Annotated in this window: 13 protein-coding genes; 1 reads left to right on the top strand and 12 read right to left on the bottom strand. The window is 53.0% G+C overall.

Going from position 1 to position 13,349, the window contains the following annotated elements:
- The first annotated feature begins 26 nt into the window (after positions 1 to 26).
- Complete coding sequence (locus tag KO508_RS12435) at positions 27 to 3,809, top strand: YhdP family phospholipid transporter (protein ID WP_216008624.1); 3,783 nt, start codon at positions 27 to 29, stop codon at positions 3,807 to 3,809.
- 19 nt (positions 3,810 to 3,828) lie between these two features.
- Here KO508_RS12435 and yjgA read toward each other — a convergent pair whose 3' ends face one another.
- The 12 genes from yjgA to KO508_RS12375 form a co-directional block, all read right to left on the bottom strand.
- The gene (gene yjgA, locus KO508_RS12430; RefSeq protein ID WP_216008857.1) at positions 3,829 to 4,353 is read right to left on the bottom strand and encodes a ribosome biogenesis factor YjgA; all 525 of its coding nucleotides are present in this window, start codon (positions 4,351 to 4,353) and stop codon (positions 3,829 to 3,831) included.
- 25 nt (positions 4,354 to 4,378) lie between these two features.
- Complete coding sequence (gene mgtE, locus KO508_RS12425; protein ID WP_216008623.1) at positions 4,379 to 5,740, bottom strand: magnesium transporter; 1,362 nt, start codon at positions 5,738 to 5,740, stop codon at positions 4,379 to 4,381.
- 115 nt (positions 5,741 to 5,855) lie between these two features.
- Complete coding sequence (locus KO508_RS12420) at positions 5,856 to 6,125, bottom strand: HPr family phosphocarrier protein (RefSeq protein ID WP_216008622.1); 270 nt, start codon at positions 6,123 to 6,125, stop codon at positions 5,856 to 5,858.
- A 6-nt stretch (positions 6,126 to 6,131) separates the two neighbouring features.
- Complete coding sequence (gene rapZ, locus KO508_RS12415) at positions 6,132 to 7,016, bottom strand: RNase adapter RapZ (RefSeq protein ID WP_216008621.1); 885 nt, start codon at positions 7,014 to 7,016, stop codon at positions 6,132 to 6,134.
- Positions 7,017 to 7,045: 29 nt separating this feature from the next.
- Entirely contained in the window at positions 7,046 to 7,516 is a 471-nt protein-coding gene (gene ptsN, locus KO508_RS12410; RefSeq protein ID WP_216008620.1) for a PTS IIA-like nitrogen regulatory protein PtsN, read from the bottom strand.
- Between the two features lie 84 nt (positions 7,517 to 7,600).
- Positions 7,601 to 7,909 carry a ribosome hibernation promoting factor gene (hpf, locus tag KO508_RS12405; protein WP_216008619.1) on the bottom strand — a complete coding sequence of 103 codons (309 nt, stop codon included), beginning with the start codon at positions 7,907 to 7,909 and terminating at the stop codon, positions 7,601 to 7,603.
- Between the two features lie 105 nt (positions 7,910 to 8,014).
- Positions 8,015 to 9,544: an RNA polymerase factor sigma-54 gene (locus KO508_RS12400; protein ID WP_252738086.1), complete on the bottom strand. Its 1,530-nt coding sequence runs from the start codon at positions 9,542 to 9,544 to the stop codon at positions 8,015 to 8,017.
- A gap of 179 nt (positions 9,545 to 9,723) precedes the next feature.
- Positions 9,724 to 10,449 (bottom strand): LPS export ABC transporter ATP-binding protein, encoded by a 726-nt coding sequence (gene lptB, locus KO508_RS12395; protein ID WP_216008617.1) that lies wholly within the window; start codon positions 10,447 to 10,449, stop codon positions 9,724 to 9,726.
- A 27-nt stretch (positions 10,450 to 10,476) separates the two neighbouring features.
- Positions 10,477 to 11,013, bottom strand: coding sequence for a lipopolysaccharide transport periplasmic protein LptA (gene lptA, locus KO508_RS12390; protein WP_216008616.1), 537 nt, complete (start codon positions 11,011 to 11,013; stop codon positions 10,477 to 10,479).
- Entirely contained in the window at positions 10,997 to 11,617 is a 621-nt protein-coding gene (gene lptC / locus KO508_RS12385; protein WP_216008615.1) for an LPS export ABC transporter periplasmic protein LptC, read from the bottom strand. Before lptC ends, lptA begins: the two co-directional genes overlap by 17 nt.
- A 2-nt stretch (positions 11,618 to 11,619) precedes the next feature.
- Positions 11,620 to 12,183, bottom strand: coding sequence for a KdsC family phosphatase (locus KO508_RS12380; RefSeq protein WP_216008614.1), 564 nt, complete (start codon positions 12,181 to 12,183; stop codon positions 11,620 to 11,622).
- A 26-nt stretch (positions 12,184 to 12,209) separates the two neighbouring features.
- A complete protein-coding gene (locus KO508_RS12375; protein WP_216008613.1) occupies positions 12,210 to 13,190 on the bottom strand; it encodes a KpsF/GutQ family sugar-phosphate isomerase in 981 nt (326 codons plus the stop codon).
- Between the last annotated feature and the right edge of the window lie 159 nt (positions 13,191 to 13,349).

Genomic DNA, 13,349 nt, shown 5'->3' with positions numbered 1-13,349 from the left:
GGGGGTGATTAAACGTGACACCCCGGATGTCTTCTTCCGAACGCCCACCTCCTTTGCCGGAGAACTGCCCGGAAAGCCAACCTGTGCGCTTGATAGCCGTTTTAACCAATGCCGTTTGGTGGCTGCTGCTGGTTGTGCTTGTGCTACTCGCGCTCTACGCGGGCATTGGTCGCCAGCTTACGCAAAATGTGGACGCCTTCCGGGATGACCTTTCCCAAGAACTCTCCACGCGTCTAGGCCACGAAGTCAGGATTGGAAGCCTCTCTTCGCGCTGGTTTTGGCTCGATCCCTCGTTTACCGCTCAAAACATAGAAGTTACCAATCCGGATTCCGGAGTTCGGGTGGTGAGTTTGCAGCATTTAACTATCCGCTTTGATGCGTTGGCATCGTTAATGCGTTTTCGAATCGTGTTTGAGGATTTTGAAGCCGACGGGCTTGAGTTGACACTGAGCCAAATGGATAGCGGTGAAGTGGGAGTTAGGGGTGCCGATTTCCCGGAGCCCCTCAATAACCGCTTTCGCTATTGGTTGGAAGTTGCCGGAAAATGGCTGTCGGATCCTTATATAAAAGTGACTCGGGTGAACCTAGGCATTCGAGATAATCAAGGTCAGCTCCGTCACCTTGATATCCCCCAGCTCGATCTGCGATATCAGCAAGGCTTGTTCCGTGCATCTGGGCGTGCCATGCAATCTGCCACAACCCAACAACTTGCCAGCTTCACCCTTGTTGGAAAACACTTCTTCCGCGGTGATTTCAGTGGCCAGCTTTACCTTGATGTGGATTCTGGTCGCCTGTTTGATGGCTTGATTGACGAATACCAATGGCGAGATATCCGTGTTGAAGGGTTTGATCTGGGAGGTGAAGCCTGGCTGACTTTTCGCAAAGGTATCTTGCAACAAGTCAGTGGCACCGTAAGAACGCCCTACTTGCAGTTGGGCGTTGATGGTGAATCCTTGGCTCCTCTGGAAGATATCGGCGCCCAATTTGGCTGGCGCCGCCATAGTGCTGTGATGGAAAACCCGGACGAGGATAGTGACCGACCAGAGACCATCGGTGAGTGGCACCTTAAACAGCTAGCTTGGACCTGGGATGGGGACGAGGTACCGCCGTTCAGCCTGAAGCTGCTCCCGGAGCCCGGCGGAATAACCATCACCGCCGACGCTTTGCCTCTACGCCCCCTAAGGCGCCTAACTGCCAGACTCCCGATCTTGCCCCCATGGGCCATTGATGCACTGAACGATTATCGCCCAGTGGGTTTTCTGGATGGTATGAAAGTTCGGGTACCGGGGAGTGGAGACAATACGTTTGAATTCTCAGGTCGACTACGGGATTCCGGGGTCGCGGCATACGATGGTGCTCCGGCAGCAGGCGGGGTGAACGGCTTTATATACGTGGATCAGAGTGCCGGATATGTGCGTGCGCGTTCAGGTGTGCAGCCGGTGACTCTATCGTTCCCGGAGTTGTTCAGCGGCGAATGGGCTTTCCCCGAGTTGTCTGCCACGGTCGCCTGGCGTCTGGATGGCCCGATAACCCGGGTTTATGCAGATGACATACGCCTGAGCTATGGCGAACGTACCCGTTTGCGCGGTGCTTTCGATCTCAGGCTAGATGAACAAGGCGAAGACAACCTCGGTCTTCGTGTGGGTGTCGAGAATGGTGAGGCTTCTATGCTATCGGCCTTCGTTCCACAAAAAGTGGTGGATGAAGGGCTTTATGAGTGGCTAACCACAGCCATCACGAAAGCCGATGTAACATCAGGTGTTTATTATGGGCACGGCCAAATCGGCGAAAATTCCCCCTCGGGCTCCTTTGTATCCTCCATGTGGTATGAGTTTGAGAGCGCCACTGTTCGATACGACGACCAATGGCCGGAGGTGACGGATGCAACAGGGCGCGTTGATGTACAGAACGGCGACACTTTGGTGTCTCTGGCGACTGGGACAACCGGAGGCTTGGCGCTGGAGCCAAGTACCGTAGCGGTTACCCCTGAAAAAGAGGGTGCGCTGGTGCGCGTGGATGTTTCAGCGCCGGTGCCGGCCAATGCCATCGTGTACTGGATGGCTAACACCCCTTTTGGCGATATGGCTGGTACCGAGGCCGCTAATTTGAAGTATGGCGGTAGCTACAAACTCGATCTAGCCATTGACCTGCCGCTTAAAGACAAGGCACCCCCAGTGGTCGAGGCGAATATACGCACAAGGGATGGCTCGATAACTTATCCCAATGCAGATCTGCGCTGGGACAGAATCTCCGGTGGTCTGACTTACCATTCTTTAAAAGGCTTTTCGGGAGCACCCTTGCGAGCAAACTTTCTTGATGAGCCAGTGAGTGTCGCGCTCAGTCAGCCCGGAGCTGCAAGTGCGCTACGGATCGAGCAAATCGGTATTCTGTCTGTTCCTAGCGTACTCCGCATGGCGGGTATGGACGACCAGAACTCGAACGGCGGTGATTCCGGTAGCGGCCAGTACGGGCTTAAAGGTACTTTTGAATACTCTGCACAACTGGATATTTCGGAGGAAAGGCCCCCGCGTTTAACGGTTCGTTCCAATCTGGAAGGCCTAACTATCGATTGGCCAGAACCTTTTTCCAAAGAGGCAAGTCAGGCCGCACCTCTGGTCGCCGAGATAGATACTGAGTCGGACAGAGGGCTAGGCATTTCGGGTACCTGGGAGAACCGTGGGACCTTTGAGTTGTTGTGGAAGGATTCTGGGGTTCAGCTGACCTTAGAAGAGCTTTATTTAGGGGGGCAAACCCTTACAAACATAGAGCTAGAGGCTCTTGATTTGGGCGACCGCTGGGTTTTAAGTACCATTTCAGAGCGGGCGATTGGCCGGGTTGATATTCCTGATGATCGAAGCCTGATCACCGCCGATTTTGCCGCAGTGCGTTTAGTGCGGGACGAAACCGCAGCAAAGGAAGCCCCAGAACTGTTAACCATAGAGCAGCAACTGGAAGCCTTTCGCTCTATGGATATCGGAAGCTGGCCAGATGTGGATATCGCGATCTCCGATCTGCGCCTTAACGATGAAAGCCTTGGGCGCTGGTCTTTCCACATACGGCCCGAGCACCAGAGGCTCAACATAACCGGCATCGAAGGTCGACTCAAATCGATTAGGCTGCTGGGCGATATGTCATGGAGTGTGGTGGATAACCGTGAGACCAGTCAGTTTGCCGGTTCGATCACTGGTGGCGCGCTGGCAGATCTTGGCGAGCTGTTTGATGCCGAAGTGCCACTCTCCAATAAACAGACCAATATTGAATTGGATTTGGCTTGGCCCGGGCGCCCGGACGAGTTTGAGCTTGCGAGCCTAAGCGGAAATGTCAGCTTTCGTTTAGATGACGGAGTCATTCTGGAGAGCAACAATAGCGCGCAGGTGTTTAGGATATTCAACCTGCTTAATGCCGATACGCTTTGGCGTAGGCTAAAGCTGGATTTCTCTGATTTGTATGAACGGGGTGTCGCCTTTGATGCCATCTCGGGTCATGCTCGCCTTGAAGATGGTCTTCTGACGATGAACCCGGAGCTGCAGGTGGTAGGACCTTCAGGTGCTTTCAAACTCAGCGGAAGCACCAGTCTCGCCCAAGAGGTATTTGATATGCGGCTGGTTGTGGTATTGCCGCTCACCCAAAACCTGCCCTTGGCTGCCTTGCTCATGGGAGCCAGCGCGCCCATTGGAGGCGCGCTGTTTGTGCTGGACAAGGTACTGGGTGATCCTCTCAGTAGGCTTACAAGCGCCACCTATAACGTGACGGGAACCTGGGACGACCCTTTGGTGGATCTACGCAGCGTATTCGATACGGGTGATTAACCGGCTGGCGCTCGCAGAATCAGGCCTCCGCTTCGTCGACGCACTCTCGTAAGTAGCGGAATAGCTTGCGGGCTTGTCCGGTATTTTTCTGTTTTTCCATATCCTTGCGCGCATTGCGAACAAGATTGCGTAGGTGCTGTATGTCAGCGTCGGGGCAGTAATTGAAGAATTCGCCAGTTACCGAGTCGCCCTCAGCAATCATGCGGTCGCGCCAGCGCTCAGCCAAGTGGTGGCGGCGCGTGTGTTCCTCGCTCCCCGAATCGAAAGCATCAATAGCCCGCTCTACCGCCTCGGGATCGTCTTCTTGCCGGATAATTTTACCAATGTACTGCAGGTGGCGGCGCTTGGCCTCGTTTTGCTTGATCCTTCGAGACTCCTCAATAGCGCTTCGAAGCGTGTCACTGATGGTCAGAGTATCAAGCTGCTCGTTACTCAGCTCCAGCATGCGCTTGCCAATGCCTTGGAGTGCATGCATATCCCGTTTAAGTTGAGACTTGCTTGGCCCCGAGTATTGCGGTGCCTCGTCATCTTGGTGGTCGTCGATCATGATTTCATCCAAATTTGCCGATTCAGGCGTAAAAAATGGTCGCAAGGCCGAGAAAAGACATAAACCCGACCACATCTGTGACGGTTGTCAGTATAACGCTACCTGCCAGTGCCGGGTCGATGTTACGGGATTTTAGGAACAATGGCAGTACTGTACCCACTAGCGCCGCGGCAACGAGATTAAAAATCAATGCAGCGGCAATAATGGCGCCTATCGTTAGATCCTGAAACCAGATGGTGGCTGCCGCTGCCACCACGCCAGCCCAGAGCATTCCGTTGAGAATAGCGGAAAGAAACTCTCGGTTCAGTAGCCAGCCCACGTTGGTGCCGCTGATCTGGCCAACAGCCATGCCTCTAATCACCAGTGTTAAGGTCTGGCTACCGGCGATTCCGCCCATGCTCGCCACAATGGGCATGAGCACTGCTAGAGCAACCACCTTCTCAATCGTGTCTTCAAACAGTCCAATCACGGCAGAAGCAATAAAAGCAGTTAGCAGGTTAACACCCAGCCAGACGGCCCTGCGGCGGGTTGTTTTCCAAACGGGCGCGAAGGTATCTTCGTCATCATCAAGACCGGCCATACTCAACAACGAATGATCTGCGTCTTCCCGAATAACATCTACCACGTCATCGATGGTGATTCGGCCTAGCAGGTGACCTTCTTGATTCACCACCGGCGCGGAGATAAGGTCATAGCGTTCAAACAGAGTGGCTACTTTGGTATCCGAAAGTGTGACGGGTATGGGTTCAATGTCGGTATCCATTACCTCGCGAACGGTGGCCGCCTGATTGGAAACAAGCATTTTGGTGATAGGCAGCATACCGATGAACTCGTCGCGTCGGCTTACCACAATCAGGCTGTCGGTCATCGGGGGCAGCGCGCGGTGGCGACGAAGGTAACGTAATACGACGTCAATGCTGATATCAGGCCGGACAGTGATGGTGTCCGTATTCATCAGGCCGCCGGCAGTGTCCTCCGGGTAGGATAGGACTTCCTCAACCCGCTGCCGGTCCTGATCATCCATGGTGTCCAGAACTTCTTGGATGACTTTGTCTGGCAGCTGTTGCAGAAGGTCGGCGAGATCGTCCGACTCGAAGTCTTCAATGATATCTGCCAGTTCCTGAGCGTTCAGTCGGCTCAGGTATTCGGCCCGAATATCCTCGTTAAGATACTGAAGAACGTCGCCTTCCAGCTGCTTATCGACCAGATTCCAGAGCAGGGCTCTCTGGCGTGGTGGCGATGATTCCAGTAGGTGGGCAATATCGCTGGGGCTCAGGCCGCCGTTGAGAATACGGGCAACCTGCTTCAGCGCACCACTATCTAGCGCTTCACTGAGTGAGCGTAAACGTTGGCGGGCTTGGCTTTTTTCCAGAATATCGGACATGAATCACCTGCAGTCAGAAAACGCCTGTATTATAACGAAGTTAGCCGGTGCAAGTGAGAAAGAGTTAGAGGAATGTATCTGAGAAAAGGGGCAGGGTGGTGCAAAAAAGAGCGGTTTACTCGCCTTCGCCGAAATAGTCAGTAATCAATTCAGATAAGGCTTCAATAGCTTTTTGCTCATCTGGCCCATCGGCCACCAATTCCACTTCGGTACCTTTGCTGGCGGCGAGCATCATCACCTGCATGATATTTTTTGCATCCACCTCGCGGCCTTTGCCGCAAACCTTCACGGAGCTGTCGAACTTTGAAGCGGTGGCCACCAATTTCGCAGTAGCCCGAGCGTGTAGGCCAAGTTTGTTAATAATAACAATGGGGTGACGTATCACGGTATATCAGACCTCGTTCCGGTCCTGCAGGTGGGGCAATTCGGTATGGCGTACTTGCACGTTGCTGGAGTGCTCGCGGAAGTGCTGTCCCAACTGCTCGCAGATATACACAGATCGGTGTTGGCCGCCGGTACAGCCGATAGAAATGGTCATGTAACTGCGATTGCTGTCGGCGAAGGATGGTATCCAGTTTTCCAGAAACGCAATCAGGTCATTCACCATTTTACGGCTAGCGGATTCGTTCTCGAGAAACTCGATAACCGATTGGTCCAAGCCTGTAAACTTGCGCAAGCTGGTGTCCCAGTAGGGGTTGGGCAAACACCGTACATCAAATACGTAATCCGAATCCAGAGGCACACCGTGTTTAAACCCGAAGGACTGGAACAGTAGCGCCAGCTCTTGGTCTTTTCGGCCAGCAACTCGTTGCTTCACCATATCCCGAAGCTCATACATCGACAGACCTTTGGTGTTGATGTACAAATCTGAGAGCTTCGAAAGCGGTTCGAGCAGATCTTTTTCGTTGGTAATGGCTTCTCTCAAGGAAGTCTTGTCGTCGCTCAACGGGTGTTTCCGCCGTGTAGCGTGGAATCGTTGCAGCAGAGACTGCTCGTCGGCGTCAAGATAGATGATCTCTACCTGAATCTCTTCTTTGCGGAGCTTACGGTAGATTTCCTCAAAATTAGCCAACTCACCAGACAGATTACGGGCATCAATGCTGACGGCCATCTTGTCAAGCCGCCCTGGCGCGCTCTGGTTTGCGGCTTCCCGTGTAAGAGGGAATAGAAGCCCAATAGGTAAGTTATCAATGCAGTAGAATCCCAGATCCTCCAGCACGTGAAGAGCGGTACTCTTGCCGGAGCCGGACCGGCCACTGACGATGATCAGCTTCATAGTGAAACAGCCTGTTGCCAGAGTGAATATCAGCCGCTTGTTGCGGTCATGCGTTGGTAAAGCGTTTGCGCATCTTCGCACTGCCGAAGACTGTCGCAGAACGTGCGCTCGTTGAATTTTTCGGCGAGCTGGCTTAGTAACTCAAGGTGCTCGCTGGTGGCTTCTTTGGGCACAACAAGTGCAAATATAAGATCCACTGGTTGGTTATCGATTGCATCAAAATCAACGGCCTCTTCCAGGGTCATCAGTACGCCGATGACTTGCTCAAGCCCTTCTAGACGACAGTGGGGAATCGCAATCCCCTGGCCGATGCCGGTGCTACCAAGCCGCTCGCGAGCAATCAGATTGTTGAAAATCTGTCCTTCGCTGACAACATCGTTGTGCTGGCGAATCTGCTCGGCAATGAATTCCAGAACCCGCTTTTTGCTAGATGCGGGTACCTTGCATAGCGTCAGTTCCGGCGCAAGGATATTGTCTATTGTTAGGGATGTGTCGCTCATGAATCGACCGCGCTTCCGTTAAAAAAGCTGCGACACGTTGCCCGCGCCGCAGCCTGATTAGATGACATGCCTGAAAACTATCGCCTAGCGGGCGGTGTTTCCCTGCATCCTGTCCAAATTTTTCTCTTTATGCTTGATGATCTGTCGATCAAGCTTGTCGACGAGGCCATCGATTGCCGCATACATATCTTCACTTTCAGCTTTTGCGTGGATTTCACCACCCACCACGTGGAGCGTCGCATCCGCAATCTGTCGAACCTTATCCACTTCCAGTGTTACCTGGCAGTTACTAATGTGGTCGAAGTGCCGCTCAAGTCGTTCAAGTTTTTCAGCTACATAGTCTTTCAGGGCTGGAGTCAATTCTACGTGATGGCCTGAAATGTTGAGTTGCATAGACGTCTCCTATTGTCATCCGTTCCGGCTCTAGTGGCCGGCCTGAGTGCCGGAGCATGGCTGCACCAGCGAAAAATCCACGTAAATCTATTTTCGGTGCCGGGTTTAAACCAGTCGCTTGCGCTCATTGGAAGGCGGAATGTGCATCGCCTCGCGGTATTTTGCAACCGTGCGACGCGCCACCTTAATACCCTGTTCCCCCAGCATGGCTGCAATTTTGCTATCACTCAATGGCTTTTTCGGTGTTTCTGCCGCGATCAACTTTTTGATCATTGCACGGATAGCCGTTGATGAGCACTCTCCACCTTCATCGGTACTGACGTGGCTGGAGAAAAAGTACTTCAACTCGAATACCCCCCTGGGTGTGTGCATGTATTTCTGTGTGGTTACACGGGAAATAGTCGATTCATGCATTTCCACAAGCTGGGCGATATCCGAGAGGATCAGTGGCTTCATTGCTTCTTCGCCGTGATCCAGAAAACCTTGTTGATATTCAACAATTCGGGTTGCAACTTTCAACAAGGTTTCGTTTCGGCTTTGCAGGCTTTTGATAAACCATTTTGCCTCCTGAAGCTGATCGCGCAGGTAAGTATTGTCAGCACTGCTGTCCGCTCGCTTTATTAATGAAGCATAGCTGGCATTTACGCGTATGCGTGGTGCAATTTCAGGATTTAGCTCGACTCGCCAGCGGCCATTGTGTTTGCGCACAATAACATCTGGAATGACGTAGTCCGGCTCAGTGCGGTCAATGATGTCTCCCGGGCGAGGGTTGAGGCTGGTTATCAGCGCGAGTACGTCGCGTAGCTGGTCTTCTTTTAGGCGGCTGCGGCGCAGTAGTTGGGCGTAGTCTCGGTTGCCTAGAAGGTTTATGTAATGAGTGATGACCAGTCGCGCCTGAGCAAGATAAGGGGTTTCTGGGGGTAGTTGGTTCAACTGAATTAGCAGGCAGTCCTGGAGGTTTCGGGCGAAGACCCCGGGTGGATCAAAGTACTGCAGCCTACGTAATACGGCCTCCACTTCATCCAGCTCCAGAGGGTCTGCCTCTGTATCGTCCGACAGCCCGCTGTAGATTTCCTCTACTGGGCTCGTGAGGTAGCCTTGCTCGTCTACGGCGTCCATGAGCGCATGGGCAATGGCTTGATCACGCTCGCTCAAAGGCGTTAGGTTTAGCTGCCACTCAAGATGGTCCCTAAGGGTTTCGCTAGGAGAGTTCCGGGTCTCGAAATCGTGATCGCTTTCGTCTTCGTTGCGCGCTGCCGGGGCAGGGGCAGACTGATAAATATCGTCCCAGGCAGTGTCAACGGGAAGGTCGTCTGGAATGGTGTCGGGAATGTCGTTCTCAGATTGCCAGTCAGGGCCGTTTTCGCTCTCGTCCCAGTCTGAGCCGGATGCATCTGTTACCGGTTCAGATGAGCTCTCGTCCGAGGCTTGGTCCTGATTCTGCTCGCCGTCGGCAGCAGGCATATCGACTTGATCGTCGTCCTCTTGGGATTCCAGCAGGGGATTGGATTCCAGAGCTTGCTGGATTTCCTGCTGAAGGTCGAGTGTCGATAACTGTAGAAGCCTGATCGCCTGCTGCAGCTGGGGCGTCATTGTCAGGCTCTGACCCAGCTTTAATTGTAATGAGGCTTTCATAACCATTGCTCAGGATCCGTCACTTATACCCGCTCCGAATTTCTTGCATTGGCAAAAAATCTTTGTATGTCGGCTACTTGCCGCCAATTAAGTATACTCTAGCAAGTTCTCTGCCGAGTTTACTTGCTCCGGGTCAGCAAAACAATCGAGCGGTCGTTCTGTCGTAACGAAAATCTAGCCTAAAGGCGAAACTCGTCGCCAAGATAGACTTCTTTAACCAGTTGGTTGGCAAGAATGGTTTCGGAGTTTCCAGAGGCGATAATGTGCCCGCCAGAGACAATATAGGCGTTCTCGCAAATATCCAGCGTTTCCCGAACGTTGTGGTCGGTTATCAACACGCCAATGCCTTTGTCCCGCAAGTGCCGGATAATTTGTTTGATGTCGCTTACGGAGATGGGATCTACGCCTGCAAATGGTTCATCCAGCAGAATAAAGGCAGGCTCCATTGCCAAGGCCCGGGCAATCTCTACACGTCGCCGTTCACCGCCAGAAAGTGCCATACCTAGACTGTCGCGGATATGGGTAATATGGAACTCTTCCAGTAGTTGTTCAAGCTTGCTCAAACGCTCGGCCCGAGTGAGTTTTTTGCGGGTTTCCAAAATCGCCATAATGTTGTCCCGCACTGACAGCTTACGGAACACCGAGGCCTCTTGCGGCAGATAGCCAATCCCTTTGCGTGCCCGCCCATGCATGGGGAGAGGTGTAATATCTTGGCTGTCGATGGTTATACGGCCGTTATCAGCGTTTACTAGCCCTACAATCATGTAGAAACATGTGGTTTTGCCTGCACCATTAGGGCCAAGCAGGCCGACGATTTCACCGCTGCGAATTTCCAACGAAACGTCGATAACCACCTTTTTTTGCTTGTAGCTTTTCGCCAGATTGCTCGCTCTGAGAACTGCCATCGGATTCCTGTTTGCTGTGATCAGCTGTTATTGGGTGGAGCCGGAACTGTTGCCGCGGGGCTGGATAATCATCTCGACCCGGCCCGAGCCGCCACCGCTATTCTCGCCGCCCTCTGCGGTAACCACGCGTTGCTCGGTGTCATAGCGAATAATATCGCCACGGAATATATTGCCATTCTGCTCAATGACAGCACCTCGTTCAAAGATGAGCTGCTTGTCAGTGGCGGACCAGACAATGTTTCGGGCTCTGGCATCGGTTTCGCCTTCGCCGCCGACAACCGGTTGCTGGTAGCGGGCAGGGGAACCGTTAGCCTCGATTCGATTGAGGCCCTCGGCGCTGCGGTACAGAACGACCCGCTCGGCAGTAAGCCGGGTATTGCCCTGTGCCAGTTCAACCGCCCCGGTGTAGGTGGCTATGCCCTGACCGTCATCCAACCGGGCGTTGTCAGCGCTGACCGTGATTGGCTGATCGGAATCAAGATCAAACGCCATTGCAGAGCTGGCAAGGCCTACGGCCAGAAAGGCCGCCACAAGCTTGCGCATAAGATTATTGAGCGGTTTCATAGCGTCCTTTTACCTGAGAGTTGAGCTCCAGAATTCGTTCGTCGATCCACGCCTTCATCCCTGTCGCACTTGTAGTGCCAACACTGTCTGTAATTTCAACCGGGTCGCCGGTGTAAACAGTGCCTTTTTTGTTGTCTAACGTAAGGCTTTCGGTTTTGAGTGTGGCTTCCCGGTCTCCAATTGTTCGCACCACATTAACCTTGCCGGTGAGATAAAGCAGGTCTTCGTTTTGCCGTAGCTTACCGTTTTCAGCATTCAGAACCCACGGCCCCTCTCCGGTGGTGCCAAACAGTTCTGCTCTGGGAAACTCCATGGTGGCCACATTTCCCTCTTCAAACTGCTCTATGCGTGGGCTTGTAAAGACGATCTTACGGTTGCCAACTTCATCGTATGATGTGTAGCTGCCATTGATGACAAAACCGTCTGGCTCTGCATCACCCCGGAGCTTTTTTGCATCACTGTAGCTACTAAGCGGTGGTTCATCGCCTTGCCAAAGCAGAAAAAAAGTAGCGGCAACGGTTATTGCCAAGCCTAGCATGCGCAGTCTTGGCTTATTTGCCAGAGCCAATTTTGACAGGCGGCTACGTTTGGCATTTTCTGCCATGCTTATGGCTCCAAATACGGTGACAGGGCTTTGCTTAGGTGCCCTCCGGCTGTCAACAGCAGGTCGCAGAGTTCGCGCACTGCACCATGGCCTCCGCTAGCCTGAGTGCAGTAATCCGCATGCTCTTTGATCAGCCAATATCCGTTGGGTACCGTCACCCCTAAGCTGGCATAACGAATGGCGGGTAAGTCCGGTAGATCGTCGCCCATGTAGGCAATGGCTTCCGGTGCAAGTTTTAAAACGCTGGCCAGCTCTTCAAGTGCGACCTTTTTGTCTTCACGCCCTTGCATTAAATGGGGGATTTTTAGGTCTGACATGCGCTTTTCAGTTAAGGGCGAGCTGCGGCCGGTAATGACCGCCACGGTGATCCCGGCGGCCATTAGCTGCTTCAGGCCAAGCCCATCCAGAATATTGAAGCCTTTGAGTTCGTCACCTGTGGCGCTGAAGTAGACCGTGCCATCACTCATGATACCGTCAACGTCTAAAGCAAGCAGCTTGATGGCTGCCGCTTTCACAAGTAGCGGTGCTGGCCAGATATCTTCCAGCGGGCTTTTTAGTTCTGCCATGGTGTTGCCCTTTTGATGTGTATTGCTCAGATAACACCGGCGCGTAGCAGGTCATGCATGTTGATGGCACCGACCAAGGCACCACTTCCGTCAGTGACAGGGAGCGCGCTGATTTTTAAGCCTTCCATAATGTTGAGCGCTTCGGCAGCCAGTTGGTCCGCTTGAATGGTTTTGCCATTTTGAGTCATTACATCCCGAATGGGGGTAGTGTGAACGTCAATGGATTTATCAAGTGTGCGGCGAAGATCGCCGTCTGTGAAAATTCCGGTCATGGTGCCGGTGGCGCTCACTACCGTGGTCATGCCCAGACCCTTTCGGGATATCTCCAGCAAAGCACCGCTCAGGGTAGTGTCTTCATCAACCATGGGAATTCGGTCGCCAACGTGCATGATATCTGACACTCGTAACAGAAGTTTCCGCCCCAGACTACCTCCCGGGTGCGAGAACGCAAAGTCCTCTGCGCTGAACCCCCGAGCATCAAGCAAAGCTACCGCTAAAGCATCGCCCATTACCAGCGTAGCAGTGGTGCTGGACGTCGGCGCCAAGCCAAGCGGGCAAGCCTCTGTTTTAACGCTGACATCCAAATTTGCGACCGCTTCTTTAGCCAGTGTGGAATCCGGATTGCCTGTCATGCTGATTAAGGGGGCGCCCATTCGTTTAATAAGTGGCAAAATGGTAACTACTTCGCTGGTGTTGCCGCTGTTCGAAATGGCAATAACCACGTCTTGGCTGGTAATCATTCCCATGTCGCCGTGGCTGGCTTCCCCTGGGTGAACAAAAAAAGACGGGGTGCCGGTGCTGGCAAGTGTGGCCGCAATCTTGTGGCCAATGTGGCCGGATTTACCCATACCCGTAACAACAACCCGGCCTCTACATGCCATGATAACTTCACAGGCACGTACAAAATGATGGTCTACGCGGTTTTCTAGCGCGCTAATGGCGTCACGCTCAATGCGTATGGCCTGAAGTGCAGAGTTCCGGAAATCCTGTGCTTTTAGATCAGTCATTGGGCGAAGGGCCTGCTTTCTCGTTAATGCTTTCTGTTTGAAAGACGGGAGCGCGATTCGGTTGAAGGAGTATAACATTTCCCGCGGGTTGAGCAGTTCGGTTCCGGTAAGTTCGGTGAAATTGATCATTGCTATCAATTCATTTTGGGAACCATAGAT

The sequence above is a fragment of the Marinobacter salexigens genome, from assembly GCF_018860765.1.
Classification (GTDB): Bacteria; Pseudomonadota; Gammaproteobacteria; order Pseudomonadales; family Oleiphilaceae; genus Marinobacter; species Marinobacter salexigens_A.
Note: the sequence above shows the minus strand (reverse complement) of the source record. Positions and strands in the feature narration are given on the sequence as shown.

Excerpts from the sequence above, each read along its gene's own strand:
- KO508_RS12435 (WP_216008624.1), top strand. The coding sequence starts at position 27 with ATGTCTTCTTCCGAACGCCCACCTCCTTTGCCGGAGAACTGCCCGGAA.
- mgtE (WP_216008623.1), bottom strand. The coding sequence starts at position 5,740 with ATGTCCGATATTCTGGAAAAAAGCCAAGCCCGCCAACGTTTACGCTCA.
- rapZ (WP_216008621.1), bottom strand. The coding sequence starts at position 7,016 with ATGAAGCTGATCATCGTCAGTGGCCGGTCCGGCTCCGGCAAGAGTACC.
- ptsN (WP_216008620.1), bottom strand. The coding sequence starts at position 7,516 with ATGAGCGACACATCCCTAACAATAGACAATATCCTTGCGCCGGAACTG.
- hpf (WP_216008619.1), bottom strand. The coding sequence starts at position 7,909 with ATGCAACTCAACATTTCAGGCCATCACGTAGAATTGACTCCAGCCCTG.
- KO508_RS12400 (WP_252738086.1), bottom strand. The coding sequence starts at position 9,544 with ATGAAAGCCTCATTACAATTAAAGCTGGGTCAGAGCCTGACAATGACG.
- lptB (WP_216008617.1), bottom strand. The coding sequence starts at position 10,449 with ATGGCAGTTCTCAGAGCGAGCAATCTGGCGAAAAGCTACAAGCAAAAA.
- lptA (WP_216008616.1), bottom strand. The coding sequence starts at position 11,013 with ATGAAACCGCTCAATAATCTTATGCGCAAGCTTGTGGCGGCCTTTCTG.
- lptC (WP_216008615.1), bottom strand. The coding sequence starts at position 11,617 with ATGGCAGAAAATGCCAAACGTAGCCGCCTGTCAAAATTGGCTCTGGCA.
- KO508_RS12380 (WP_216008614.1), bottom strand. The coding sequence starts at position 12,183 with ATGGCAGAACTAAAAAGCCCGCTGGAAGATATCTGGCCAGCACCGCTA.
- KO508_RS12375 (WP_216008613.1), bottom strand. The coding sequence starts at position 13,190 with ATGACTGATCTAAAAGCACAGGATTTCCGGAACTCTGCACTTCAGGCC.